At 41.0% G+C, this 26450-nt stretch carries 16 protein-coding genes; all 16 read left to right on the plus strand.

Going from position 1 to position 26450, the window contains the following annotated elements:
- The 16 genes from LPB86_RS14805 to LPB86_RS14880 all read left to right on the plus strand — a co-directional run bounded on the left by LPB86_RS14805 (position 1) and on the right by LPB86_RS14880 (position 26249).
- On the plus strand, positions 1 to 1674 hold the full coding sequence (locus LPB86_RS14805) for a M1 family metallopeptidase (RefSeq protein ID WP_230645284.1): 1674 nt from the start codon (positions 1 to 3) through the stop codon (positions 1672 to 1674).
- Between the two features lie 3 nt (positions 1675 to 1677).
- On the plus strand, positions 1678 to 3978 hold the full coding sequence (locus LPB86_RS14810; protein WP_230645286.1) for a S9 family peptidase: 2301 nt from the start codon (positions 1678 to 1680) through the stop codon (positions 3976 to 3978).
- A 667-nt stretch (positions 3979 to 4645) separates the two neighbouring features.
- The gene (locus LPB86_RS14815; RefSeq protein WP_230645287.1) at positions 4646 to 5962 is read left to right on the plus strand and encodes an IPT/TIG domain-containing protein; all 1317 of its coding nucleotides are present in this window, start codon (positions 4646 to 4648) and stop codon (positions 5960 to 5962) included.
- Positions 5963 to 6098: 136 nt separating this feature from the next.
- Entirely contained in the window at positions 6099 to 9206 is a 3108-nt protein-coding gene (locus tag LPB86_RS14820; RefSeq protein ID WP_230645289.1) for a TonB-dependent receptor, read from the plus strand.
- 11 nt (positions 9207 to 9217) lie between these two features.
- Positions 9218 to 11203 (plus strand): RagB/SusD family nutrient uptake outer membrane protein, encoded by a 1986-nt coding sequence (locus tag LPB86_RS14825; RefSeq protein WP_230645290.1) that lies wholly within the window; start codon positions 9218 to 9220, stop codon positions 11201 to 11203.
- Positions 11204 to 11247: 44 nt separating this feature from the next.
- On the plus strand, positions 11248 to 12162 hold the full coding sequence (locus LPB86_RS14830; RefSeq protein WP_230645292.1) for a BT_3044 domain-containing protein: 915 nt from the start codon (positions 11248 to 11250) through the stop codon (positions 12160 to 12162).
- A gap of 72 nt (positions 12163 to 12234) precedes the next feature.
- Entirely contained in the window at positions 12235 to 13467 is a 1233-nt protein-coding gene (locus LPB86_RS14835) for a hypothetical protein (RefSeq protein ID WP_230645294.1), read from the plus strand.
- A gap of 44 nt (positions 13468 to 13511) precedes the next feature.
- Complete coding sequence (locus tag LPB86_RS14840) at positions 13512 to 16637, plus strand: glycoside hydrolase family 2 TIM barrel-domain containing protein (RefSeq protein ID WP_230645296.1); 3126 nt, start codon at positions 13512 to 13514, stop codon at positions 16635 to 16637.
- 22 nt (positions 16638 to 16659) lie between these two features.
- Positions 16660 to 17535, plus strand: a complete 876-nt coding sequence (locus LPB86_RS14845; protein ID WP_230645298.1) for a family 16 glycosylhydrolase — start codon at positions 16660 to 16662, stop codon at positions 17533 to 17535.
- Position 17536: 1 nt separating this feature from the next.
- Positions 17537 to 19477, plus strand: a complete 1941-nt coding sequence (locus LPB86_RS14850) for a glycoside hydrolase family 97 protein (protein ID WP_230645301.1) — start codon at positions 17537 to 17539, stop codon at positions 19475 to 19477.
- 17 nt (positions 19478 to 19494) lie between these two features.
- Positions 19495 to 21375 carry a rhamnogalacturonan lyase gene (locus LPB86_RS14855; RefSeq protein ID WP_230645303.1) on the plus strand — a complete coding sequence of 627 codons (1881 nt, stop codon included), beginning with the start codon at positions 19495 to 19497 and terminating at the stop codon, positions 21373 to 21375.
- Positions 21372 to 22142 (plus strand): rhamnogalacturonan acetylesterase, encoded by a 771-nt coding sequence (locus tag LPB86_RS14860; RefSeq protein ID WP_230645305.1) that lies wholly within the window; start codon positions 21372 to 21374, stop codon positions 22140 to 22142. Before LPB86_RS14855 ends, LPB86_RS14860 begins: the two co-directional genes overlap by 4 nt.
- Before the next feature lie 39 nt (positions 22143 to 22181).
- Positions 22182 to 23573 carry an aminopeptidase P family protein gene (locus tag LPB86_RS14865; RefSeq protein WP_230645307.1) on the plus strand — a complete coding sequence of 464 codons (1392 nt, stop codon included), beginning with the start codon at positions 22182 to 22184 and terminating at the stop codon, positions 23571 to 23573.
- A gap of 15 nt (positions 23574 to 23588) precedes the next feature.
- Positions 23589 to 24899 (plus strand): BNR repeat-containing protein, encoded by a 1311-nt coding sequence (locus LPB86_RS14870; RefSeq protein WP_230645309.1) that lies wholly within the window; start codon positions 23589 to 23591, stop codon positions 24897 to 24899.
- Positions 24900 to 25036: 137 nt separating this feature from the next.
- Complete coding sequence (locus LPB86_RS14875) at positions 25037 to 25834, plus strand: toxin-antitoxin system YwqK family antitoxin (protein WP_230645311.1); 798 nt, start codon at positions 25037 to 25039, stop codon at positions 25832 to 25834.
- A gap of 76 nt (positions 25835 to 25910) precedes the next feature.
- The gene (locus LPB86_RS14880; RefSeq protein WP_230645313.1) at positions 25911 to 26249 is read left to right on the plus strand and encodes a hypothetical protein; all 339 of its coding nucleotides are present in this window, start codon (positions 25911 to 25913) and stop codon (positions 26247 to 26249) included.
- The last annotated feature ends 201 nt before the right edge of the window (positions 26250 to 26450 follow it).

The following is a 26450-nucleotide window of genomic DNA, read 5'->3' on the forward strand; positions in this document are numbered from 1 at the left end:
ATGAAACAGCTATTTATAACCTCGCTGGTCATCATGGCCATTTATTTTAATACTGAAACCACAGGTTTTGCGCAAGGTCCGGTTAAGCACTATACATTAGCAGATACATTGAGGGGTAGCATCACGCTTGAACGCAGCTGGTGGGATGTACAGCGGTATGAATTGACCTTGAAGCCTGATTTTAACGGAAAGCAGATTTCTGGTTCCAATAAAATTATTTATAAAGTTACGAAGCCAAATGACGGGCAGCTGAAGATGCAAATTGACATGGCAGATCCTCTGATTATTGACAGCGTGGTCTATAATGACTCGAAAAAACTGGATTTTGAGCATCAGGCTTCTGTGTGGTATATAAAGGTCCCTAAACAAGGTAAAAAAGAAGAAAACAATGTTCACATTTTTTATCATGGTAAGGTTCATCAGGCAATTCGAGCACCCTGGGATGGTGGGTTTATTTTTGGACTCGACTCTTTAAAACGGCCCTGGATGACCGTAGCCTGCCAGGGATTGGGTGCTTCAATATGGTATCCAAATAAAGACCACCAGGGCGATGAGCCTGATAGAGGTGCTTCGCTAACCATGACCGTGCCTGATACACTGGTTGCAGTAGGTAACGGCCGTTTGGTCTTTAAAAAGAACAATGCAGATGGTACCATTACTGTAAAATACAATGTTGTCAATCCAATCAGCAATTATTGTATCATCCCTTACATCGGCAAGTATGTGAATTTTAAAGAACAATATGCGGGAGAGAAAGGAAAGCTTGATGTTAATTATTGGGTACTGGATTATAATTATGAAAAGGCAAAGCAATATATGCCAGATCAGGTACACAAGATGTTTAAAAGCATGGAGCATTGGTTTGGGCCGTATCCTTTTTATGAAGATGGTTACCAACTGATTGATGCATCACACACAGGAATGGAACACCAGTCGGCAGTTTCTTATGGAAACAGGTATAAATTCGGATACATGGGCAGAGACGGTTCGGGTACAGGATGGGGCTTTAAATGGGATTTTATCATTATCCATGAAAGTGGACATGAATGGTTTGGGAATAACATCACCACGAATGACCTGGCAGATATGTGGGTGCATGAAGGCTTTACCAATTACAGTGAAACTTTATTTGTAGATTATACTTTTGGTGAACAAGCGGGGAATGAATACAATTACGGCATTAGAACCGGAATCAAGAACGATAAGTTGATCATTCCCGCTTATAACGTAAATGCGCAGGGCAGTGGTGACATGTACCCCAAAGGAGGCAATCTTTTACACAGCATTCGCCATAGCATGAACAATGATGAACTTTTCAGGTCCATCCTCCGGGGACTTAATCAGGAGTTTTACCATCAAACGGTAACATCGGCACAGGTTGAGGCTTATATCTCAAAAGTTGCAAAATATGATTATTCAAAAGTATTTGACCAGTACTTACGTACCCTGCAAATACCAGAACTGGAATTTTATATGGCTAATGGAAAGGTGTTTTATCGCTGGAAAAACTGCGTTGCCGGCTTTAACCTTCCTTTGGTTCTTGGCGGCAAAAGTCAAATGCCGCTGAGGATTGTACCCTCTGAAAAATGGCAAAACCTGACTTTAAAAGCTGGCCAGGAAGACTTGCTTTCTGCAAAAGAAATAGAAAAAATGTATTATATAAAGGTTTTGTAAGCAATGAACTCACGCTATTACATCATAAAATGCTGCCTCTGTTTTATTTTAGAAATTGCGGCCTTTTCGGCTGCTGCACAGCAAAAAAGTCTTGTTCCCTATCGTCCCACAGCCGGGGAGATGGAAAATATTTATCAGGAAGCAGACAAACTGGATGCTAACGTGAGAAAGATTGCCGCAAATGGAGACATCGTGCCCAATTGGAATCCAGATGGATTTTCTTTCTCATACCGTAAAAACCTCGATGCCAGTCACTGGGAATTTATTTATGTTGATACGCGTTTAGGAGTTCGTAAACAGGCATTTGATCATCAAAAGCTTGCTGATGCAATCGGTAAAGCAACAGGCAATGCGCTGGATGCTACTCAGCTTAAATTTACTACCCTTTTTTTTACCCGCTCCGGAAAAGCTATGGTGGTTAAGCAAGATCAAAAATGGCTGGAAGTGGATCTTGGAAACTATGCTGTTAAGCCAGCAACAGATACTACAGCTTTGAAATATGATCCAAAAGCGCCTTTGCAGCGGAGAAACTCTAAATGGCAAGGCAACCGGATGGTGATGCAGTCTCCAGACGGCAAAAAAAGACTCAATGTGAAAGGTGGTAATGTTTTTATCACAGATTTGCAAAGTAAAAAAGAGGACCAACTTACTTTTGATGGTAGCATAACGCATTATTATGATGAGTTGAGTTGGTCTCCAGATAGCAAAAACGTAATCGCTTATTTGGTCAAGCCAGAAAAAACTGCACAAGTGCACTACGTGTTAAGTTCTGTTCCTGGTACAACGCGGGGACAATTAAAGTCAAGGGAATATGCGCAGCCTGGTGATGCTTTTACCAGCTACGAGCCTTTCATCATTAATGTGTCAAGCGGAAAGAAGATTAAAGTGGAGTCAGAAAAGATTGACTTTTTTCGTCCGCAGCGATTACATTGGCGGAAAAATGACAGCAGATATTATACTTATGAAAAGGCCGACCGCGGGCATCAGCGTTTTAGGGTGATAGAGGTAGATGTGCTTACTGGTAAAACAAGAAACATCATTGAGGAAAAGACAAATACCTTCATTTATGAAAGCAGGACCTATACTTATTACTTGCCTAAATCTGATGAAATGTTGTGGACAACTGAGCAAAGCGGTTACCGTCATGTTTACCTGGTGAATACCATAACGGGTAAGCAACAGCAAATTACAAAAGGCAACTGGGTGCTTAGAGATATTGACAGCGTAGATTATACCAAACGGGAGATCTGGTTTAGCGCCAGTGGGATGAATGTAGCCGAAGACCCTTATTTCGTACACTATTATAGAATTGGTTTTGATGGAAAACACCTGATATCTTTAAGTCCGGAGGCTGGAAACCATAAGGTTACTTTCTCACCAGATCGGCTGTGTTATCTGGATACCTATGCACAACCCAATGTTGCACCAGTCACCGTTGTTAAAAAAACCAGAGATGGAAAAATCATTTCGGAACTGGAAAAAAGTACGACCGATGCTTTTACGGCAACAGGCGTTCAATTGCCTGAGGTCTTTGTCGCAAAAGCCAGGGATGGTAAAACGGATATATGGGGCTTGATCTGGCGACCATCTAAAATGGATATGCAAAAGAGCTATCCTGTTATCGAGTACATCTATGCTGGCCCTCAGGACAGTTTTGTACCCAAGAATTTTACGCCTTATTGCGAAATGCAAAGCCTTGCAGAATTAGGTTTCATTGTGGTGCAAATGGATGGGATGGGAACAGCTAACCGATCTAAAGCATTTCATGATGTTTGCTGGAAAAACCTTGCGGACGCAGGTTTCCCTGACCGGATTTTGTGGATTAAAGCAATGGCGGCTAAATATCCAAATGCAGATATCAGCAGGGTAGGGATCTACGGTACCTCTGCCGGCGGACAAAATTCTACTGGTGCTTTATTGTTCCATCCAGAATTTTATAAGGCTGCAGTTTCTTCTTGCGGATGTCATGACAACAGAATTGACAAACAATGGTGGAATGAGCAGTGGATGGGATACCCAGTCGGGCCGCATTATGACGCACAATCTAATATTACCAATGCTTCAAAGCTCCAGGGAAATTTATTGCTGATCGTTGGAGAAGCAGATGAAAACGTACCACCAGAATCAACCTTCCGTTTAGCGGATGCATTGATCAAAGCCAATAAAGACTTCGATTTTTTATGTGTGCCGAACATGGGGCATAGTGATGGAGGAACTTATGGACGACGCAGAAGGAGAGACTTTTTTGTGAAGCACCTATTGCAGGTAGAACCACCTAACCGAAATTCAGGTTTAGCAAAGTAAAAATTGGGCTTAACCAATAATTGGTCGATAAACAGTGCTTTTATGAAATATACGGTTAATATCCTGCTATAATTCATTAAAATAAGATTAGATGCTTCGGATGAAACTAGCTACTTTTAATAAGTGTCATATAGACAATTATTGAGGTGTTTATTTAGGTATAAATGCCCGGTAACTAACCAAATATTAAAACTTATAAAGCAATGGAACAAAATTCTAATTTTAGTTCAGGTTGATGATTTATTTTAACGATTAATTTGCTAGAATTGGTTTGTCATAAATTTTTATTAAAGATTACAATTGATTCGTTTTGGTGTAGATAAGACTTAAAAATTATGAAGTACAAATTGAAGATAATAAGCAGTTATAAGTGGTTAAAATACGATGATTTGCTTGTTTTCTTTTCACTAATTTTATATCTGTGCACCTGACCTCAGCAATTGGCCATAATAATGAGGTTCAGATCCATAGAATACATCAAAATAAATAGAATATCAACCAAACCAATTTAAATGAAGAAATTTTACAACCAAAATCAAATTCAAAGAGAAATATTAAATATTTCCAGGGTCGACGAGCGATGTACTGTCGGTCATCTAAAAATGAATTAAAAATAGTTGACAAAAGGGAGTGTTTTCTCCACTTAAATTCAAAACCAAACAAATTTATGAATACTTATTTACTAACTAGTTCCCGAAAAAAAGGCCTGAGGCAGCTACTGCTGCTGGCGGTGGTGATCGTCTCCATTTTTTCGTGTAAAAACGATGAAGCAACCGTTGAACCGACTACTTTCGATCCAAATTTACCTGTACAGGTCACAACGTTTCTGCCCGATTCTGGCGGGATCCGAACAAAATTTATCATTAAGGGTTCGAACTTTGGAACGGACAAATCGAAAGTAAAGGTTTTCTTTACAGATGCTGAAAAAGACAGACCGGCGACTATAATAAGTTTAAACAATGAAACTATTTATTGTCTGGTACCTAAAGAACTTGGAGGCTACAATTCGGTAAAGGTAACTGTGGAAACAAAAAACGGAAGCATCTCTAAAAAATTCTTATACATCGTTGCGCAGAGTGTATCCAATGTAGTGGGCTTGAGTGGCGCAGATGCCTATGTAAACGGGTCCTTATCCGATGCCAGAATGCAAAGGACATTTGGTCTGGCGGCATTGGGTAACGACGAGTTGATCTCTTTTGAATCCCTGTCTAGTGTAGTGCGGTATATTTCCGTAAACGACAACAAGGTTTCTACACTACAAACCAGCTTTGATGGAACCCATCCGGCCATAAATGCGGCAAGGACGAGAATTTATTCTATTGGAAAAAACGTTCCTCATAAGGTCTATTTTTACGATAAAAGCAGCCTTTGGCAGCCTCAAATTCTTGCTGCTCAGATTCCAGGCTCAACCAATTTTATCTGGGCTGCTGCGCTTGACGAAACCGAAGAGTGGTTATACTTTAGGGATAAGGATGGTAAATTTGGTCGTTTACAAATTGCCAATCCAACCAATGTTCAGATTTTAAACCCTACTTGCGGTCCTGTTGGGAATACAGATTATACCTATATGATTTACAGTAAAATAGATCAATGTTTTTTCATTAGTGTGCAAGGAGTCAACGGAATTTACAAAGTGAGCAAAGATGGGCTAACGGTAACGGAATATGCCGGTTTTAACGGATTGGCTACAATTGATGGATCAAGGCGTACACAAGCAGCGTTTAGGGGCCCTGCAGGAATGTGCCTGGATGCTGAAGGGAACATCTATGTTGCGGAAGCAAATGCTTATGTCATCCGGAAAATTAACCGTAACACTGAATATGTCTCTACGATAGCCGGAATGGTTTTGGCTGAAGGCGGACTTAACGGAGCACCACTCGCTTCTAAATTTAGCTATCCTTACTGTCTGGCTTCAGATCCAAATGACGTTATATTTATTGGAGAGAGCTGGGGACGTACCATTCGAAAGTTGGCTATTGAGTAATGTGTTATTGGGTACTTTATTGAGGTTTTTAAAAAGTTAAGCATACTAGAATTTATGAAACCATCATGATTTTTTGAACCCGCAGTGGGAATAAATCTGATAGCTTCATCACTGATAAAAAACAAATTATAAGCAGATGAAAAAAATATTATATCTGGTTCTGATGTATTTCTTTACCATGGCCAATGCTACGCTCTATGCGCAGGATGCCGGTAAATTGACTATTGCAGGACAATTAATGGATGAACAAGGTAAGGAGTTGATTGGGGTATCAATTTTTGTAAAAGGGAATACGAAGATCGGAACTTCCTCGGATTCGGATGGAAGGTTTCGTTTGGCGAATATCCCTAAGGGAAGCACGCTTATTTTTAGCTTTATCGGATTTGAAAGCTTTGAGTTGATTGTAAATGAATCCAAGGAAAAAGTAAAAGTGGTTTTAAAAGATAAGGTGGGTGATTTTGAAGAAGTTCAGGTGGTGGGTTTGGGAACCCAACGTAAAGTAACCACTACAGGTGCCATTAGCACCATCAATGTAAAGGATTTGCAGGTTCCGGCAACTTCCTTAAGTAATATGCTTGGCGGAAGGGTGCCCGGGATCATAGCGGTGCAACGGAGTGGTGAGCCAGGAAGTAACTTTTCTGAATTTTGGGTTCGTGGGATCAGTACCTTCGGGGCAAGTTCATCTGCACTGATTTTGATTGATGGGGTAGAAGGTAACCTGAACAACATTGATCCATCAGATATCGAAAGTTTCTCTGTGTTAAAAGATGCTTCTGCTACGGCCGTATATGGTTTGCGTGGCGCAAATGGTGTAGTCGTGGTGACCACAAAAAGAGGTAAGGCAGGTGATATCAAGGTAAATTTTAAAGCTAACTCAACCTACACTAAATCGGCCCGTATGCCAGAATATGTAGAGGCTTATGATTATGCTACACTTGCCAATGAAGCGAGGGTTGGGAGGGGGCAAGTTCCTTTATACAGTCCTGTAGAAATGGAAATATTTAAAAACAACCTGGACCCAGACCTGTATCCCAACACCAACTGGAGAGACGTCATTTTAAAAGACCATACGCAGTACACGCAATACAATTTAAATATTTCGGGTGGGGGCACCAATGCTCGTTATTTTATGAGTCTCGGATATTTGAACCAAGGTGGGATTTTTAAACAGGATAAAAGCGTAGATGCATACGATGTAAATACCAATTACAAGAAATACAACTTTAGGGCAAACGTTGATGTAGATTTGACAAAAACTACTAAATTGGCTTTAAATATGGACGACGCCATTGGTCTTCAGAATTCTCCTGCCTATGGTACCGACAATCTTTTTTTATGGACCTCTCAAGCTAACATTACACCAGTTAGTATTCCTGTAAAATACTCCAATGGGCAGATTGCTGGTTTTGGTATTGGCGGGACATCACTTTCTCCTTATTACTTGTTAAATTATACTGGTTTTAGAAAAAGCAACACCAATACGGTAAATGCCAAATTGAGCCTGGAGCAGGATTTAAATGCGGTAACCAAAGGTTTAACAGCCAGAGGTTTGTTTTCCTGGACTTATACTGGAAATAATGGCTCAGCCCGTCCTAAATTGGGTGCAGAAGTTTTTCAAGCTCCAGTAGTAAACCCGAGAGCAAATGACGGAAAATTGATTACAGTACGTACGGTGTCAGAGATTGCTCCCACTTATTCGAATACGGCATTAATTACACGCCAGATGTATATGGAAGCTCAGGTAAATTACAACCGTTCTTTTAATGCAATTCACAACGTTACAGGACTTATTCATGCCTATCGTCAGGAAGATGTTACCTCTGATATTAATGCATACGAGAGCCTTTACATGAGTATTATCCCGCTTAGAACTCAGGCCTTCTCTGCAAGGGGTACCTATTCCCTTAAAGATACCTATTTGTTTGAGGCAAACGTTGGCTATTCAGGTTCAGAGAATTTTAAACCGGGCGAGCAATATGGTATTTTTCCCGCCTTATCTGCTGGTTGGATTCCAACACAATACGAATGGTTAAAAGAGCACCTTAAATTTGTAGATTACCTTAAAATCCGTGGTTCATGGGGTAAAGTGGGGAATGCAAAAGTGGTGAACGGAGCCGGTAAATTGGTGCGCTTTCCTTATCAAACCATCTTTGCGCTAGGTAGTAACGATTGGGGAGGAACACTCATTGAAAGTAAGGTAGGAACAAACGGGTTAAAATGGCAAACCTCAACCAAATACGATTTAGGGGTGGATGTAAAATTATTCAAAAGTAAAATTGATATGACTGTTGATGGTTTCTTAACAGATGCGAAAGACATTTATCAGCAAAGGGTAACTATTCCGGATGAAGTAGGGGCTGCTCAGGCACCCTGGCTTAACGTTGGTTCCATGAGGAGCTGGGGGATGGATGGTAACGTAACCTATTTTGAAAACCTGACTCAGGATTTGTCTTTAACCCTAAAAGCGAACTTCACATTTTCTAGAAATAAAGTTACCCATTGGGAACAAAGTGGTGTGAATTACCCATATCAATCTTTTACAGACGTACCTTATGGTGTGCAACGAGGCCTAATTGCTTTGGGTTTGTTTAAAGATAAGGCCGATATTGCCAACAGTCCTACACAGACTTTTATGGCCAATTATTTACCAGGTGATATCAAATACAAGGATGTAAACGGTGATGGTGTAGTCAATGCAGATGATGCCGTTCCGCTAAATCTCTCTAACGTGCCACGGGTGATATATGGTTTTGCTACGGTAGTAAACTGGAAAAAATGGACATTTAATATGTTCTTTACCGGACAAGATCAGGTTTCTTACTTTCTCGGAGGTTCGGGCTATTATCCCTTTGCAGGAGAATCGACAGGGAATTTGTTGAGTATTGTTGCCAATCCAAACAACCGTTGGATTCCAGCTACGGTTTCGGGAACTACTGCTACCGAAAATCCAGACGCACGTTTTCCAAGATTGACCTATGGGGCCAACAACAACAACAACCAGGCCTCTACATTCTGGATGGCAGATGCCTCCTTTCTGCGCTTAAAAAATGTGGAAGTCGCCTATAAACTGGAAAATAACTTTTTGAAACGTTATGGAATCTCGTCAGCAACATTTAGCCTTGTTGGAGATAACCTGAAAGTTTGGGATAAGGTTAAACTTTGGGATCCGGAGCAGGCCTCAAACAACGGGGCAGTATATCCGCTTCAAAGAATGTACACCTTACAAATGTTTGTTTCCTTTTAAAAAACTTAATCATGAATAAAAGACTTAAAATAGCATTCGCAGTTCTTATTTCTGGTGCAATTTGTACAGGGTTAAGTTCCTGCAAAAAAGATTACCTGAACGTGGATGAATATCTATACGATATGACGCAAGTGGATAGTGTGTTTTCTAACCAAGATAAATTACGGACCTATATCAATGGAATTGCTTCTTATCTTCCGGATGAGGAAAAGTTGTGGAGCAATTCATGGTCACCCTATCAACAGGCAACCGATGAAAATTTTACCTCATGGAACGATGGAAGTCATGCAGGTATAAAATTGATGTTGAACGAGATTACACCATTCGCCGCCAATACCTATTTCAACAATTATGCAAACTGGTATAAGGGCATTCGTAAAGCGAATACCGTCATTGCCAGGATTGAGGAGGCAAAGGGTTTATCCGTTACCACTAAACGACAGTACCTTGGCGAGATGTATTATTTAAAAGGGTATTTTTTGTATCTGCTGGTTCAGCAATACGGCCCGGCCGTAATCCCTTCGGACGACGTGTTGGATTTGAATGATGATGGAGAAACATTGTCCCAGGAACGCAGCAGTTATGACGATTGCGTAGCTTATATCGCTAAAAACATGGAGTTGGCTGTGGGCTACTTACAGCCCAATCAAGAAGCCTTAAACGACATTTATCGCCCAACCTCAGGTGCTGCTATGGCAGTAATGTCTAGGGTTTTACTTGTGGCTGCAAGTCCGCAATTCAACGGAAATCCATCTTATGCAAACTGGACACGAAAAGATGGTTCGCTTTTTATCTCCAACGTGTATGACAATACCAAATGGGGTAAAGCTGCTGCTGCCGCTAAGCGGGTGATGGAAACCGGCTTGTACGAATTGTTTACCTATCCAAAAGGTGCAGATATGGATCCTTTGGCACCCAATGTGCCAACAGAAAACTACCCGAATGGCGCAGGGGGCATTGATCCTTACCGGAGTTATAAGTATAGTTTTATTGGAGAGGTTCCGGCGAACAGCAATCGCGAAGTGATCTGGTGTACCAATGTAAATCCCACTGGAAGTGGTTCTTCGCTAAACCTATCTACGATGTCTTTTCTAGGTGGCTGGAATGGATTGAACCTGACACAGGACCTGGTAGATTCTTACAGAATGAAAGACGGAAACAGTATTACAAATTCGAGTACAACCTATCCCTATCCCAGTACTGCTGAATCCTCGCTTTCTATTCCTGCGGCGAAAACAGTTTCAGATGTACAATTAACGGCAAATACGTCAAGAATGTACAACAATAGGGAGGCGCGTTTTTATGCGACCATAGGCTTTAACCATTCGTATTGGAAGGGCACTTCGTATACCGGATCAGGAGCTTATACGAATCTTGAAGTTACCTATTATTCAAACGGAAATGCAGTGCCTAATGTGAACCAGGTAAATGATTATAACCATACGGGATACACCTGTATCAAGTACAATCACCATACGGATAATATGCAAGCAGCGGGGGCAATCAGGGCTAAAACTTTTCCCATCTTCAGGTATGCGGAGATTCTTTTGAATTATGCAGAAGCCCTGAATGAAATGACCGGAAGTTATACTGATCCAACGACAGGAATTACCGTAAGCAGAAATTTAACGGAAATTCAAAGTGCCTTTAACCGGGTGCGTTTCCGGGCCGGTTTACCGGGACTTTCTGCTGCAGAGCTGGCAAGTCCGGCAACGATAAGGGAGGCGATCAAATTGGAACGTAAAATTGAATTTGCCTGTGAAGGCCGCCGTTACCACGATTTAAGAAGATGGATGGATGCACCGGATGCCATGACCAAACCAGTGGTGGGAATGAACATCAAGGCTTCCAGTGGACAGAAAGATTTGTTTTACACAAGGACCATTTTGGTGGAGGAGTTGACAAAGAGGAATTGGAGCTTTAAAATGTATTTCTGGCCTATACCGCAGGTTTCTATGAATAAAAACTCCAAACTGGTACAAAATCCAAGCTGGTAGTTTCGAATAAAGAGTTTATTTAATTGAATAAAATATTGATACTAATGAAAAAATTAAATTTTATACTATGCTCGTTTACATCCATTGTTGTGCTTTTAGGTGGCTGTAAAAAAAAGGATGAGCCATTGGATCGGGAGCAGTACATTAAACAGGTATACCTTGTTGGCGCCAACCGGACGAATAATGAAGGTAGGGCTATTGTTAAACTGAATTATGCAAATGGGGCGGACGCAGAATCTTCCTTCAATTTATCGGTCGCTGTTGGTGGAAGCTTAAATGTAGACAGGGACGTTACCGCTACGGTAGCTGATGCTGGTATTGCGCAAATTACCAATTACAACAACTTGTATTTGTTTAAACCTACTGATATTAAATATCAGCAATTGAGTGATGTTTTATACAGAATCCCGAATAAAGATGTGATAATAAAGGCAAACGAGGTTTACGGAACAACGCCTGTATACATTAAAACAGCTAATTTAAATCCCGATTTATTGTATGCTTTTACGGTCAAAATAGCCAAAGTATCAGAGCCGGATTATGTAACAATCCGAAAAACTGACTCGGTACTGATGGTCTCTTTAACCCTGATTAATGCCTATTCGGATTATAGCTACAGCATTGTTGGACAGTATTATAACCTGAATACCCCGGCAGTTACTACGTCTTTATCTCTTCCAGTGAGACAATTAAAGGCTACCAGTTATAATACGGTACGCTTTTTTCATTTGAGTAATTCGGAAGATAATGCCAGCATAGTCCCTTACGGTGTAAAAATTCAGGTTGCGGCAGACAATACTTTAACCATTTCCTCAGCGGGTACCTTGGTGATTTCTGGAGGTGGAGGGACCTACAATCCAACGGCCAAAAAATTTGACATCTGGTACAATTATGTAGTTGCTGGTGTTACCTATCAATTTAAGGGAACCTTAACTGCAAATCTACCTCTTGCAACGTAATCTATAGTGATAAAAAGATGGTGCCAGATTAGATCTGGCACCTTTTTAAGGTATAATAGAAGCCTCCTAATCATGAAAAAACTATTTATCTTTTTACTGGTACCTGCTTTGTTTTTATGGAGCTGCTCGAAATCTGAAGCTATAAAAGCGGATACTACAAAAACAGACCCAACGTTACCTGAAGCTCTGCCAACCGTTTCTACGTCAGCGGTCAGTTTAATTACAGCCAGTTCTGGTAAATCTGGTGGGGCCGTCTCTAACGATGGTGGAACAACCGTTACCTCAAGGGGAATCTGTTATAGCCTTAAACCCAGTCCCACAAAAGCTGACCTCATTGCCATAACCAGCAATGTGACTACTTCGGGCAGTTTTACAAGTCAGTTATCTTCCTTAACGCCATCAACAAAATACTATTTAAGGGCTTATGCCACCAACAAAGTTGGTACCGCTTATGGAGAAGAAGTGCAGTTTACAACGAATGAGGTTTTGAGTGCAACGTTTAGCATTATGCCCATGTTCATTATAGGATCTACTGCGGTAGCGGCAGATATAGCGGTACTTACTGATGGAGGAGATGCCATAACTGAAAAAGGAGTTTGCTGGGGTACTTCAGTTAATCCAACCGTAAGCGACAGTAAACTAAAGCAAGCCGGTAATGGAACAGGCAAATTCAGAACCATGATTACGGGTTTAACGGAGAGAACAAACTACCACCTGCGGGCTTATACCATCAATAGATTTGGCATAAGTTACAGTGAAAATATTTCATTTAGAACCATTGCCAAGGGCAGGATTACCTATACATTCAATAAAGCGGCAGCTCCAACAGCAGTGCAGTTGGAAGCCTATGGTCGTTTACAGATAGCGATAGACAGTGCCGTATGGTATTTAACGAATTTTACCTCCGCTACTAAGCACGTATACCTCAATTACGATCCCGGTGTTCTTACCGCAGATGCCAATAATGAAGGCTGGATGCGTTTCGGACCAAGCACAGGCGTACAAAATATCAGAACAATGCTGCATGAAATGAACCATACTTTAGGTACAGGTACATCGTCCTGGTGGTCAGGTAAGTTGTCGGCCGGGAAATATCAGGGTGCTAACGCAAATGCGATGTTAAAGAAAATTGACAACAGCGCTGTAGATGTGCAATTGAGTGGAGATTCGCAACATTGGTGGCCTTACGGACTGAATCAAAATGCTGAAGTTACTTCCAGTTGGGACTACGTTTATAATTGCCTCATTATTGAAGCAATGAGGAAGGATGGATTGACCCAATACAGTGGCGGGTATACGCCTTAATTTGAAATTTTTAAATGCTTCAGTTTTTAAATCTATAACACACAATGAACCTTAAACAACTCTTGTTTACCACCACTTTCGCGCTTACTACGTTTGCAACGGTAAAAGCACAAAATAACGATTGGGAAAATCCCCAGCTCCTGGATCAGGGTAAGGAAAAGCCGCACGTTACTTTTATGCTTTTTAACCAGCAAAAAGACGCTATTGCAGACGATTATTCTAAATCTACAAACTTTAAGTCGCTGAATGGTACCTGGAAATTTAGCTATGTAGACCAGTATAAAGACAGGCGGACTGACTTTTATAAAACGAGTCTTGATGATTCAGGATGGGCTAACCTCAATGTGCCCTCCAACTGGGAGCTCAATGGTTTTGGTGTGCCCATCTATACCAATATCACCTATCCGCACCCTAAAAATCCACCCTTTACTGGTGCCAATAATCCAGTAGGTACCTATCGCAAAACTTTTACGGTACCAGAAGGATGGGATGATAAAGAAGTGTTAATTCATTTTGGTTCTATTTCTGGATGTGCCTTTATTTATGTCAACGGAAATAAGGTGGGGATGACAAAGGCCTCAAAAACACCAGCAGAGTTTAACATCACAAAACACCTTAAAAAAGGTACTAATTTATTAGCCCTCGAAGTATTTCGCTGGCACGACGGCAGTTACCTGGAAGACCAGGATTTTTGGCGTTTAAGTGGTATTGAACGTGATGTTTATTTATCTGCCATGCCGAAAATGGCAATCTGGGATTTCTTTTTAAAAGCGGATTTGGACGACAAATATACCGACGGACTTTTTAGTGCAGATGTAGATCTCCGCAAGTTTAAAGGAAACAACCTTAAAAGCGGAAGCTTAACCCTAAGTCTGTTGGACAAAGCAGGCAAAAGTATTTACAGCAAACAGGAAAACTTTAATGTAACAGCAGACACCTTGCAGACAGTGAGTTTTAAAACAACCCTAAAAAACCCACTGAAATGGAATGGTGAGCATCCGAACCTTTACGATTGTACCATTACGCTTAAAGACGATAAAGGAAACGTGGCTGGGGTTGTAGCATCAAAGGTAGGGTTTAGGAAAGTTGAAATTAAAAATGCAAGATTGCTGGTCAATGGTGTAGCTATTTCTGTTCATGGTGTAAACAGACACGAACATGATGACGTAACTGGTCATACTACCACTAAAGAACTGATGTTAAAAGACATCAAACTGATGAGGGAATTAAACATCAATGCGGTAAGGCTTTCACACTATCCAAACGATCCGCTCTGGTACAAATTATGTGACCAGTACGGACTGTACCTGGTTGATGAAGCAAATATTGAAACGCATGGAATTGGGGCTGAATTTCAGGCTTGGTTTGATAAGAGCAAACATCCCGCATATATGCCGGAATGGGCAGCTGCACATGTAGACCGTACGGTTAGGATGGTGGAACGTGATAAAAATCATGCTTCGATCATCATCTGGTCTTTAGGTAATGAATGTGGAAATGGACCTGTGTTCCATGACAATTACAAATGGATTAAAAAGCGTGATGCTTCCAGACCAGTGCAGTTTGAACAGGCTGGAGAAGACTGGAATACGGATATCGTGTGTCCGATGTACCCAAGTATTGGGAATATGCGGAGGTATGGTGCGGATACCAGTAAAAAAAGACCTTATATCATGTGCGAATACGCGCATGCCATGGGAAACAGTAATGGTAATTTCCAGGAATACTTTGACATGATCCGCAAGAGTAAAAATATGCAAGGTGGTTTTATCTGGGACTGGGTAGACCAGGGGATTAAAACTAAAGATGATAATGGTAAAGCATTTTGGGCATATGGTGGAGATCTCGGGGCCTTTTATTGGCAAAATGATGAGAATGGTGTAGCGGATGGGATCATCAGTTCAGACCGTACACCTGATCCTGGTGCTTATGAAGTGAAAAAGATTTATCAGAATGTAATTTTTACGGCAAAGGACCTGGATAAAGGCCTAATCAATTTGGAGAACATTTTTGATTTTACCAATTTGAACCAATATAACTTTAAATGGGAATTACTGAAAAATGGTGAGAAGGTAAGTGAAGGGAAATTTGAAGTTCAGCTGGCTCCTCATCAATCCAGGGAGGTTAAGCTTAACCTGCCAAAATACAAATCTGCAGCAGGTACAGAATATTTCCTGAATGTGTATGCCTATAGTAAGACAGGTAACGAAATGTTACCTGCAGGAACTGAGGTTGCCCGTGAGCAGTTTAAATATGCCGGTGATTATTTTGCTAAAAAAGCAAGTTCGGAAACTAAACTTGTAGTAACGAAAGATGATAAAAAGCTGAGTTTTACTGCAGGGGATGTGAAAGGAGAATTCGATTTGAAATCTGGTCGCATAAGCCGGTACAATAAAGGAAACAGTTGGTTCAATAATTTCCCTGAGCCTTATTTCTGGCGTGCACCAACCGACAATGATTTTGGAAATGATATGCCTTCAAGATTGGGTGTATGGCGTGGCGCGCACCAGCAGAAAAAACTGAAAAGTGTAACCGTTGGCGAACAAAATGCAGATGGTTTAAGCATCAATGTAAACTGGCAATTAACCAGTGTAGACCTGCCTTATCAAATTACCTACTTCATTCAAAATGATGGTGCCATAAAGGTAACTGCAAGCATGGACATGACAGGAAAAGACCTTCCGGAACTTCCTCGTTTTGGCATGCGGACTACCTTATCTGGTGCTTTAAGTAATTTGAGTTATTACGGCAGAGGGCCATATGAGAATTATACAGATCGTTACCTGGGATCATTTGTTGGCTTGTATACAGATAAAGTAGAAAATCAATATTATAAAGGTTATATCCGTCCGCAGGAAAGTGGAAATAAAACAGATGTGCGCTGGCTTACTTTGGCAGATAGCAAAGGAAATGGAATTAAAGTAGAAGGTGTACAACCCATTGCTTTTACGGCTATAAACCATAGCACCGAAGATTTAGATCCGGGATTTACCAAAAAACAACAACACCCAACTGATCTGCCTCCAAGAAATCAGGTTTTCCTGAGTATTGATTTAAAACAGCGTGGTGTGGGTGGCGACGATAGCTGGGGTGCTTATCCGCATACTAAATATCTGTTGCTGGATAAAAAATATACCTATAGCTATACCATAAGTCTGCTGGGTAAATAGTTCATTAAGCCATTTAAATACTATGACTAAGTTACGATTTGCTATACTTTTATTTAGCTCATTAATGGCTCCCGGCATGCCGGGAGCCATTGCTCAATCTTCTGATCAAAGTGCCCAGGAGGCTACTGCTTTTTTAAAGGAAGGCTATAAATTGGTTTGGGCAGATGAATTTAACGGAACCGGGAAGCCTGATCCTGCCTCCTGGAAACATGAAACAGGCTTCGTCCGTAATGAAGAATACCAATGGTACCAAGAAGATAATGCCTGGTGCGAAAATGGGGTACTTGTAATCGAAGGCAGAAAAGAGGATAAGCCAAATCCGCTGTATAAAAAAGACAGCAAGCAATGGCGTAACAGTCGTGAAAAAATTGAATATTCTTCTTCCAGCATCAATACTTCAGGATTGCACAGCTGGCAGTACGGCCGTTTTGTAATGAGGGGCAAAATTGATGTGAGTGCGGGGCTATGGCCTGCATGGTGGACCTTAGGTGTAAAAGGCGAATGGCCTTCAAATGGCGAGATTGACATGATGGAGTTTTATAAGGGAAAAATCCTGGCGAACATTGCTGTAGGAACTACAAGACGTTATAACGCAGAATGGCATGGTAAAACTAAAGCAGTTACCGAATTGGGTGGAAAAGAATGGGCGGCTAAATTTCATGTTTGGCGGATGGACTGGACAGAAAAAGACATTTCGTTGTTTGTGGATGACGAGCTCATGATTACGGTGCCTATGGATAAACTGTATAATAAAGATGGCAGTGGCACACATCCATTTAAGCAACCGCATTACATGTTACTTGACCTGGCCATGGGTGGATTGAATGGAGGCGAACTTGAAGATACCAAATTCCCTAACCGTTTTGAAGTTGACTACGTACGTGTTTATCAAAAATAATATGAGTAGAGGTTATATTATACTAGTTCTTTTTTTAATGTCCTTCGGACCGGCCTTTTCGCAAAAGAAGGCTTTGTCCGTATCAAGTCCAGATGAAAGTCTTCAGGTATCTGTGTTTACAGATGAAAAGGGGCAGCCACAGTATCAAATTAGCAGACAAGGTACATCGGTTATCAATGCTTCGCCCCTGGGATTGATCCTGAATGATGTAAACTTCAGCCAGAAGCTCAATTTTGTAGCTGCATCAGAAATCCGTAAAATAAAGGATGACTACCAGATGGTCTATGCAAAGCGCAGGAAGATGAGCTACCAGGCCAATCAAAAAATATTTCGTTACACTTCAGCTGATGGAGAATTGATCAGTATCGTTTTTCAGGTTTCTAATGATGCGGTTGCTTTCAACTATCAGTTTACAGGTAAATCAACTGCCCTCAGGCAAGTGCTGAGCGAACAGACTGCATTTAATTTTCCGGCCGGGACTAAGACCTGGCTGCAGCCCATGCAGGTTTCCAAATCTGGTTGGGAATCCAGTAACCCTGCTTATGAAGAGCATTACAATCCCGACATCCCCATAGAAGATATTGCCGAAAATAAAACAGGTTGGGTATATCCCGCATTGTTTAAAAGTAACAATGTCTGGGTATTGATTACAGAAGCAGGTTTAGACAGCAATTATTGCGCTACGCGTTTGTTGTCTACCAGTAAGAAAGGCAATTTTACCATCGGCTTCCCCGACCCGCGTGAAGTGATTACGGGTAAAAGTCTGTTACCACAATCTAAACTTCCATTTTCCAGTCCCTGGCGTGTAATAGCTATAGGCAGCCTGCAAACCGTTGTGAATTCTACGGCAGGCACTGATCTGGCTAAGCCATCACAAATTAAGGATGCTTCCTTTATAAAACCAGGGAAATCTTCCTGGAGCTGGATCAACTCTAAAGACGATTTCATTACCTATAATGAACAGCTCAGGTATATTGATCTTGCGGCTGATATGAGATGGCAGTACTGCCTGATTGATGCCGACTGGGACAGGAAAATCGGATACGATAAAATTCAGCAGCTTTCTGATTATGCTAAGCAAAAAAATGTGAGTTTGCTGTTGTGGTACAATTCTGCCGGAGATTGGAATACCGTAAAATATACCCCTAAAAATAAACTGTTAAACCACGAAGACCGGATTAAGGAATTTGGCCGTTTAAAGGCCATGGGCATCAAGGGTGTGAAAATAGATTTTTTTGCCGGCGACGGACAGTCGGTAATTAAATATTATATTGACATTTTAAATGATGCTGCGGCTTTTGGGCTGGTAGTTAACTTTCATGGTGCAACTTTGCCAAGGGGCTGGGCACGTACCTATCCTCATTTGCTAACCACAGAGGCGGTAAGAGGTTTTGAGAATGTAACTTTCAGTCAGAAGGAAGCCGATAGGGAAGCGGAAATCTGTACCATGCTGCCTTTTACCAGAAATGTTTTTGATCCGATGGATTACACGCCAATGAATTTGTACAAGTTATCCGGTAACATTAAGCGAAAAACCAGTAACGCTTTTGAACTGGCCCTATCGGTACTTTTTCTTTCAGGGATCCAACATTATGCAGAATCTCCAGAGGGCATGTCGCATGTAGCAGAACCTGTGAAAAATATCCTTCGGGACTTGCCTTCCAGCTGGGACGAGCAGAAATTTCTGGATGGTTATCCCGGCAAGTATGTGGTCATTGCCAGAAGATCAGGCAAAAAATGGTACATAGCAGGGATCAATTCGCAATCTTCTGCGCAAAAAATCACGCTTAACCTCACCGCTTTAGGTCAAAACAAAGCAAAATTGATTCGGGAAGGAAAAGATGCATTTTCTTTTGACGATACAGATCTTGACATTAAGCAGGCAGGGCAGAAGGATCTGGAAATAAAGCCTTCCGGAGGCTTTTTAATGGTACTGGAATAATTAATTAAGAAACGCTCATGAAGACCTTCAAAAAAATAATATTAGCGCTATGTTGTTGTTCTGCTTCGGTGGCTATGGCACAGCGACAAATGGAATACCTGGACCGCGGATTAATTGCCATTAATAACGGCAAAGGCGCCATTGCTGTAAGCTGGCGCTTATTGGTTACTGATGCGAAAGAAGTGTCATTTAATCTCTATAGAATTAATTCAGGGAAAGTAACAAAGCTGAATAGCTTGCCTTTAACAATGGCTACTTTTTTTACCGATAGCCTGGCAAACCTGGGAACAGACAATAGCTATTATGTAAAAGCCATAATAGGAGGAAAGGAGCAGGCAAAAAGTAACACATTTAACATTAAGGCGAATGCGCCGTCTTATCTGTCTATCCCATTACAAACACCAGCAGGTTATGCACCTAATGATGCATCTGTAGCAGATCTGGATGGTGATGGCAATTATGAACTTATCCTTCATCAGGCTGGCGTTGCACACGATAACAGTCATGCAGGTAAAACCGATCCGCCTATTTTTCAGGCCTATAAAATGGATGGTACACTTTTATGGACCATTAATCTTGGTATAAACATACGGGAGGGTGCGCATTATACGCAGTTTATAGCCTACGATCTGGATGGGGACGGAAAGGCAGAACTGGCCATGAAAACGGCGGATGGTACCAAAGATGCCAAAGGAAAGGTTATTGGTGACCCTGAAAAAGACTGGCGTAATGAGGCAGGATATATTTTAGCCGGTCCTGAGTACCTGACTGTTTTTGACGGTCTCAGCGGAGCAGCGCTTTCTACGGTTAAGTATATTCCACCAAGACATCCTGATACCGAAACACCAAGTTCGCAACAACTCAAAAGCTTATGGGGAGATGGTTACGGCAACCGGATGGATCGTTTTTTGGCCGGTGTAGCTTATCTTGACGGTCAGCATCCAAGTCTCATCATGGCCAGGGGGTATTATACCAGAACTGTATTGGCAGCATGGGATTTTAAAGCTAAGAAATTGCAATCCAGATGGGTGTTTGATAGTGAAGACGGAAGGCCCGGAAACAAAGCATACAGTGGACAAGGAAACCATAATTTGAGCATCTCAGATGTAGACCATGATGGGAAGGATGAAATTGTATATGGGGCCATGGTTATTGATGACAATGGTAAAGGGCTTTACAGTACGGGCCTGGGACATGGAGATGCCTTACATGTATCTGATTTAGACCCTACCAGGCCAGGACTTGAAATTTTTGATATTCAGGAAAGATTTGATGATGCAGGGGCGCATTTCCGAGATGCGCAGACAGGAGAAATCCTTTGGAAAAAACCTTCGCTCAAATCAGGTGAAGATGGCGAAGGTCCAGGGCGTGGTTTGGCCTTGAATGTAGATCCGCGTTACCCGGGTTCAGAATGCTGGGTTGCGGGAGCAGGTATCATGGGCATGTTTGACAGCAAAGGGAATAAAATAGCGGATGAAACGCCTCCTTGTAATTTTGGCATCTATTGGGATGGTGATTTGCTGAGCGAGCTGTTAAATGGAACCAACATTTACAAATGGGATTACCTGAATCAAAAAACAGAACCTTTACTCCAGGCTGCTGACTACAACTGCGCCTCCAACAATGGAACTAAATCTGTTCCAGTGCTGTCGGCCGATTTATTTGGTGATTGGCGGGAGGAGGTCATCTTCAGGAGCAAAGACAATCAGGAACTGCGGATTTTTTCGACCAGCATCCCCACTAAACACAGGTTATATACCTTTATGCAAAATCCCCAATACCGGCTAAGCATCGCCTGGCAAAATGTTGGTTATAACCAGCCCCCGCATGTGGATTATTATATTGACGAAAAGATGGATACGCCGAAGCTGCCGAACCTTAAAATAATTAGAAAATGAACTTTTTAAAGATTACGTTGACCGCTGCATGTGTCATCTTCTACGCAGCACAAAAACCTAAACCTGTATTATATATTATTGGTGATTCTACCGTTAAAAATGGTACCGGAAATGACCTGAAAAGCTTATGGGGCTGGGGTAGTTTGTTGAGTATTCACTTTGATACCACTAAAATCACACTAGAAAATCATGCCATTGGCGGCAGGAGCAGCAGAACCTTTATCAATGAGGGAAGATGGGATAAAATTGTAGCGAAGTTGAAAGCAGGGGATTATGTGATCCTTCAATTTGGGCATAACGATTCCGGACCCTTAGCCGATTCTGCACGTGCCCGGGGATCTTTAAAAGGCATAGGCCTGGAAAGTTCCGTGGTTTATAATCCCAAGCTAAAAATGCAGGAAGAGGTATTTACCTACGGTGGATACCTTCGCAGGTATGTAAAGGAAGCAAAGGAAAAAGGGGCGATCCCGATCATTTGCTCTCCTGTACCACGCAATGTATGGAAAAACGGAGTTGTTGGCAGTACTGACTACCAGATTTGGGCCAAGCAAATTGCAACTGAAACCAATAGTATCTACCTTCCATTGAACGAAATAATCAGCGCGGTTTACCAAAAGCAGGGTGAAGAAAAAACCAGGTTGTATTTTCCCGTAGATCATACGCATACCAATAAGGAGGGTGCTGCTTTTAATGCGGAAATGGTGGCAAGCGGTATAAAAAATATCAGCTCAGCTAAACTTAGGGACTATCTTGTAAAGGGTTTATAAATTACAACACCTATTTTAGCCTAAATTAATCCATTAAATATGTTCCAGCAAATCGAATACATCAACAGGCGTGCAGCAATTTCCAGGCAAATTAATTCGGGGATTTTACTCTTTATAGGTAATGCAGAAAGTCCGATGAATTTTTTGCACAATACCTATCATTTTAGACAGGACAGTACTTTTCTATATTACTTCGGGATCCAGGAGCCTGACCTTGCCGCAGTAATTGATGCGGAGACTGGGCAGGTGATTGTTTTTGGAGACGAAATGAGTATTGATGACATTGTATGGATGGGCAGGCAAACTACCCTGGCTGAAAAAGCCGCTACTTCTGGCGTTACAGAAGTACTGCCTAAGTCGGCACTTAAACAGTATCTTGAAAAGGCGCAAAATCAGAGCAGGGATATTCATTTTCTACCTCCCTACCGTGGCGAAAATGTGATTAGGCTAGCTGATGTTCTGGAAATACCTGTAACACAAGTTAAAGAAAATAGCTCTGTTTCTTTTATAAAAGCAGTAGTTGCCCAACGCGCTGTGAAGTCAGACTTAGAACTTGTAGAAATTAACAAAGCAGCCTCTATTTCTGCAGACATGCATTTAATGGCCATTCAAATGGCAAGGCCCGGTATGAAGGAAAGTGAAATTGCAGCGGCTATTCATCACATGGCACTTCATCATGGAGGTAATTTGGCCTATCCTGTAATTTTGACCGTAAACGGGCAAATTCTCCATAACCATTACCATGGAAATACACTTAAAGAGGGAGATCTCGTGCTGAATGATTCTGGTGCGGAGACTGCCATGGGCTATGCAGGTGACCTTACCCGTACATTTCCCGCAGGGAGAACATTTAATGCAGCACAAAAAGAAATGTACAACATTGTGCTGAATGCCTATCATAAAGCTGTTGAAGCGCTGCATCCCGGAACCCGATATCTTGATGTACACTTTGCTGCCTGTCTGGAACTTGCAGAGGGACTGAAGGATCGTGGACTCATGAAAGGAGATATGAAGGCTGCGGTTGAAAAAGGTGCGCATGCATTGTTCTTTCAATGTGGTACCGGCCATATGATGGGTTTAGATGTTCATGATATGGAAGACCTTGGTGAGCAATACGTAGGTTATACGGATACTTTATTAAAGAATACTACCCAATTTGGACTTAAATCTCTCCGTTTAGGCAAAGAACTAGAGCCTGGTTATGTACTTACGGTTGAACCGGGCATTTATTTTATTCCTGAACTTATAGACAGATGGCAGGCAGAAAAGCAGTTTTCTGAATACATCAACTATGATAAGGTAAATGAGTACCGCGCTTTCGGCGGAATAAGGGTGGAAGATAATTTTGTCATTACGGATGAGGGATCAGATTTGCTGGGTAAAAAGCTAGCCTTGTCAATTGATGAAATTGAGGCACTGAGAAATTATTAAAATTAGTATCGATTTATGCTAAGGCACATCACTGTATTTTTTCTTCTAGTTGTAGCATTTATTGATTTAAATGCTCAACACAAAGTGAGCATGACTACCATTGCTACCAACGGATGGGCAAATAATTCCGTTAACACGGTAATTTTTCGAAAAAATTCTTTGACTACTCATGGCGATGTTCAGTATGCTGCTTATTATGATGAAGATCAATTTCTGGTGTTGGCTAAACGTAAATTAGGTGCAAAAAAATGGACTGTAGTACGTACTGATTATAAAGGAGATGCTACGGATGCCCATAAATCAATTAGTATAATTGCAGACGGCGATGGGTACCTGCATGTAGCATGGGGGCAGCATAACAATGCTCTAAATTATGCAGTAGCAATTAGTCCCGGTTCTTTGACACTAAGTAAAAAATCGGCTATGCTTTCTATAAAGGAGGATAAAGTGAGTTACCCGGAGTTTTACAACCTTAACAATGGAGATGTTTTGTTCCTGTATCGGGATGGGGGCTCAGGCAATGGTAATCTGATGCTAAACAGGTACGATGTGCGAAATAAAACCTGGGTACGTGTGCAGGACAATATGATTGATGGGCAGGGTAAGCGTAATGCTTATTGGCAAATGGCATTAGATCAAAAGGGAACTATTCATTTGTCTTGGGTATGGAGAGAAAGTCCAGATGTCGCTAGCAATCATGACATGTGTTATGCAAAATCTGCTGACGGCGGTAAGACCTGGCAAAATTCTTCGGGTACAAATTATACCTTGCCCATCACAGCATTAAATGCTGAGTATGCTTGTAAGATCCCTCAAAAAAGCGAATTGATTAACCAAACTTCTATGTTTGCTGATGATAAGGGACAGGTTTTTATTGCTTCTTATTGGCGTAATGAAGCTGAGGCCGTTCCTCAGTACCACATTATATTTAAGGATAAAGCTGGTTGGAAGGTGAAGGATCTTGGCTTTCGCAGTACTTCATTTAGTTTAAGTGGGGGAGGTACTAAACGCATTCCCATTTCCCGTCCGCAGATTATAGCCTGGACTAAAGGAAAGGATCAAGCCGTAGGGCTTATCTTTCGTGATTCGGAAAGGGGCAACAAAGTTTCACTGGCATTGAATGAAAATATTAAAGGCAATAACTGGAAGGTATCCGATCTTACAGTTACTGAAGTGGATGATTGGGAACCCAGTTATGACACTGAACTTTGGAAAAAGAAATCGATCTTGAATTTATTCATCCAAAAGGTAAGCCAGGTAGACGGAGAAGGAAAAGCCAGTGTAGCGGCAAGTGCAGTACAAGTGTTGGAGTGGAAGCCTGAATGATTGATATACGGGAAATTCTCATTACGCTACTCTTAATATTGGAGATAGTATGTACTGTACGTAATCAAGTATTTGCTAGGTCGTATATATGGGATTATAGGTATATTGATAAGCATGCTTAGAACAAAATAAAACCAATGAGAAAGAATAAATTTTTGACTTTTGCTGTTTTATTTGCCCTATTAGTTACAGTTTTTTTCTGCGTAAACGAAGAGTTTTATTATAAAATTTTGAATAGGAGCGGAGAAAGCTACCGGCTAAATTCCAAAGGTAATTTTGAGGGGCGGAGCCGTGTTTACAGAAAGGGTATCAAGATATTTGATGGATATTTCAAAGATGGTAAATTGGAGGGATGGTCTTTCGAGTACTATGATAATGGTGAACTAAAGTTGAAGTCATTTTATAAAAATGACTTTATCCATGGTTATGAGTATGAGTATTATTCTGATGGGAAATTAAAATCTAAAAAATATATGATCAAGGGGAAATGGTATGCAGACCAACTATACTATTCAGAGAAAGGCGAACTAACAGTTTACTCGGTGAGCGACTACAGGAATATGCCAAATGACTTTTTTTATATCATCTATAGTAGTTCAGGGAGTATAAAGCAGGTGCTGGGTACTCTACTCAGTGAAAATATTGCGATATGCAGAAACAATAGCTTCAAAATACTTGAACAAGGAAATAGCTACAAAAATATTGATGATCTTTATATAACGGTAGCTAATCCGCCAAAACTTAAATCAACCTTCAAAATATTAGTGAATAAAAAAGAATATAGTTTTACTGATATTAAAACCAATACGCTAAAGCTTAAGGGAGCGTTTAAAAAAGTTGGAAAATATACAGTAATAGGAATGGGTACATTGAAAGATAATGATAAATTGATTAAAAGGGATACCATTTCTGTAACCTTTATTAAAGGCACTTAAGGCAGGTAATATCACTACAGATATAGGTTGAGATACGGAGCAGATTTCATTTTTTTCGGTTATTAAATATTAGGACATGGAAAAATTAAAGTTATCATTGACGTTCGTAACAATTATAGGGATAATTGCATTTGGATTTTATTGGATATCCAAGGATGCGGAAAGGAGTGAGTCTGGTAGAATTACTGCTATGAGCCATGGTTATAAGTATTCGAAAGGAATTATTACGGACATACATTCATATAAAGGAAAAACAGTAGAGGTGAAATATCAAATCGGCAGTGTCTACTATTATTGCAAAAGAAATTGGGATAATAACCCCAGGAATCTTGATGTTGGAGACTCTATTGTGGTTAAATATGCTACAAAGAATCCTGAGTTTATTGTTACTGAGTTAGAAGACGTCTATTATTAGAGTTCCCGCCATATCCTCTAGCACGTTTAATCATCGAATCATCCATTTCTTTATACTCAGGTAAGTATAATAAGCAGATATATGAAGACATCCTAAAAGTATATGGACGAATGGCAATTACGCCATTGTGCAGTTTAAGGGCTTACTGATTTAAAATAGCTTACACTAACTAATACCCGAACCTCCATGTTAAGGTCAACA

This window comes from Pedobacter sp. MC2016-14 (genome assembly GCF_020991475.1).
In the GTDB taxonomy this organism is placed as follows: Bacteria; Bacteroidota; Bacteroidia; order Sphingobacteriales; family Sphingobacteriaceae; genus Pedobacter.

Excerpts from the sequence above, each read along its gene's own strand:
- LPB86_RS14835 (WP_230645294.1), top strand. The coding sequence starts at position 12,235 with ATGAAAAAACTATTTATCTTTTTACTGGTACCTGCTTTGTTTTTATGG.
- LPB86_RS14845 (WP_230645298.1), top strand. The coding sequence starts at position 16,660 with ATGACTAAGTTACGATTTGCTATACTTTTATTTAGCTCATTAATGGCT.
- LPB86_RS14855 (WP_230645303.1), top strand. The coding sequence starts at position 19,495 with ATGAAGACCTTCAAAAAAATAATATTAGCGCTATGTTGTTGTTCTGCT.
- LPB86_RS14810 (WP_230645286.1), top strand. The coding sequence starts at position 1,678 with ATGAACTCACGCTATTACATCATAAAATGCTGCCTCTGTTTTATTTTA.
- LPB86_RS14850 (WP_230645301.1), top strand. The coding sequence starts at position 17,537 with ATGAGTAGAGGTTATATTATACTAGTTCTTTTTTTAATGTCCTTCGGA.
- LPB86_RS14805 (WP_230645284.1), top strand. The coding sequence starts at position 1 with ATGAAACAGCTATTTATAACCTCGCTGGTCATCATGGCCATTTATTTT.
- LPB86_RS14875 (WP_230645311.1), top strand. The coding sequence starts at position 25,037 with ATGAGAAAGAATAAATTTTTGACTTTTGCTGTTTTATTTGCCCTATTA.
- LPB86_RS14815 (WP_230645287.1), top strand. The coding sequence starts at position 4,646 with ATGAATACTTATTTACTAACTAGTTCCCGAAAAAAAGGCCTGAGGCAG.
- LPB86_RS14880 (WP_230645313.1), top strand. The coding sequence starts at position 25,911 with ATGGAAAAATTAAAGTTATCATTGACGTTCGTAACAATTATAGGGATA.
- LPB86_RS14830 (WP_230645292.1), top strand. The coding sequence starts at position 11,248 with ATGAAAAAATTAAATTTTATACTATGCTCGTTTACATCCATTGTTGTG.
- LPB86_RS14840 (WP_230645296.1), top strand. The coding sequence starts at position 13,512 with ATGAACCTTAAACAACTCTTGTTTACCACCACTTTCGCGCTTACTACG.
- LPB86_RS14865 (WP_230645307.1), top strand. The coding sequence starts at position 22,182 with ATGTTCCAGCAAATCGAATACATCAACAGGCGTGCAGCAATTTCCAGG.
- LPB86_RS14820 (WP_230645289.1), top strand. The coding sequence starts at position 6,099 with ATGAAAAAAATATTATATCTGGTTCTGATGTATTTCTTTACCATGGCC.
- LPB86_RS14825 (WP_230645290.1), top strand. The coding sequence starts at position 9,218 with ATGAATAAAAGACTTAAAATAGCATTCGCAGTTCTTATTTCTGGTGCA.
- LPB86_RS14860 (WP_230645305.1), top strand. The coding sequence starts at position 21,372 with ATGAACTTTTTAAAGATTACGTTGACCGCTGCATGTGTCATCTTCTAC.
- LPB86_RS14870 (WP_230645309.1), top strand. The coding sequence starts at position 23,589 with ATGCTAAGGCACATCACTGTATTTTTTCTTCTAGTTGTAGCATTTATT.